Here is a 1507-nt window from a genome sequence, read left to right as displayed (position 1 = left end):
TCGGCCGCCTCGGTCAGGCTGAACCCCGCCGCGACGGCCTCCACGGCGAGCTCCCTGGTCTCCAACGGGTACATGCGGACTCCAATCCGGACACCGGAGTGTCCAACTTTTTGTCCGCACCCCCAAAATACAGAAAAACAAACTTTTATTATTTAGAAGAAAGGATATAAAAATGAAACGTTTACCTAAATATACGCCTGCGGAAGTACGGAATGATCCATACGGATTTACTTACAAAGAAATGTCGGAAGTTATTGGCGAGAATGAAGCAAAAGCCTTATATGAAGAATTATATAAGCAATTACCACGCAAAAAAAATCTATCAATGTTGGTAAAAAATATTTGCAAAAGCAGTGATACTGAAAAGTATGTTTACGAACTGAAAGACAACAAATACATTGAAACGGTTTTTATCAAGCGGCGAGATGGTGGAACTGTTTGCGTGAGCACACAAGTCGGTTGTCCTGTTGGTTGTATTTTTTGTGAGTCCGGGCGAAATGGCTTTGTTCGTAATCTAACATCGTCAGAAATCGTACAACAGATTATATTGTTGCGTCGAAAAGTAAACCGTATCGTTTTTATGGGTATGGGAGAGCCTTTATTCAATTATGACAACTTGATAAAAGCAATCCATATTCTCCGAGATAGATATGGGCTCAACTTTCCAACCGACGGCATTACCATATCAACAGTTGGTCCGGTCGATCAATTAAAAAAATTGCGCGAGGAACATCTTAAAATTCAGTTGACAATATCTTTACACGCAGCAACACAATCTGCAAGAAATCGTATTATTCCTCACATGCGCATATATGCTATTGAAGATGTTGTTAAGCAAGCCTTATCCTATTCTGAAAGGCATAATCGCAAAATTGTCTTTGCGTATTTGCTTTTACCGGGTATAAATGACCGGCCCTCAGATGTAAGACAACTTGCAAAATGGTTTCGGGGCAAAAAAGTTATGATTAACGTGTTACAATACAACCCAACAAGCAATTCAAGAATTAAAGCACCACAGAAACGGGAAATAGTTGCATTCAAACATCAATTAGAGCAAGCAGGACTTGAAGTTACTATGAGAGTTTCTCATGGCAGAGAGATTAACGCGGCTTGTGGACAGTTAGCTAACACATATAATAAATTCAAAAAAAAATGATTAAAAGTGCCAGACGCATAGACGCAGAGCCGATAACGCATTAGGTCAAAAAACCTATGTGTTATCGGCTTTTTTATTTAATATTGCGCAAAAGCCGCTGTTCCCTATTATAGAATGGATTGCGGGTAGTGTATTAAAGTCGCCCTTTTTTAAGGATACGGCGGTATCGGGGAGGTATCGCCGTGTCCATTTTTATTTACTGTAACCCGCCTAATGCTTTGCGGTCGGTAACGTACAATTTTTTGCGCACTTTGACAGCAGGATAGCGTCCAGATAGGAAGGAGGGCACGGCCCGCCCCGGTATGATTCGAGTTGTCGAGACAAGAAGCATATTGGAGGAGAGCCATGCCC

Annotated in this window: 1 protein-coding gene; it reads left to right on the top strand. The window is 41.4% G+C overall.

What is annotated here, in order from left to right:
* Nucleotides 1-172: 172 nt before the first annotated feature.
* The gene (gene rlmN / locus C2L80_RS13450) at nt 173-1156 is read left to right on the top strand and encodes a 23S rRNA (adenine(2503)-C(2))-methyltransferase RlmN (RefSeq protein WP_002584956.1); all 984 of its coding nucleotides are present in this window, start codon (nt 173-175) and stop codon (nt 1154-1156) included.
* Nucleotides 1157-1507: the final 351 nt, after the last annotated feature.

Source organism: Rubneribacter badeniensis, from assembly GCF_002899695.1.
Taxonomy (GTDB): Bacteria; Actinomycetota; Coriobacteriia; order Coriobacteriales; family Eggerthellaceae; genus Rubneribacter; species Rubneribacter badeniensis.
This window is presented reverse-complemented; position numbering and strand designations above follow the sequence as displayed.

Coding starts and splice junctions, on each gene's coding strand:
- rlmN (WP_002584956.1), top strand. CDS start 173: ATGAAACGTTTACCTAAATATACGCCTGCGGAAGTACGGAATGATCCA.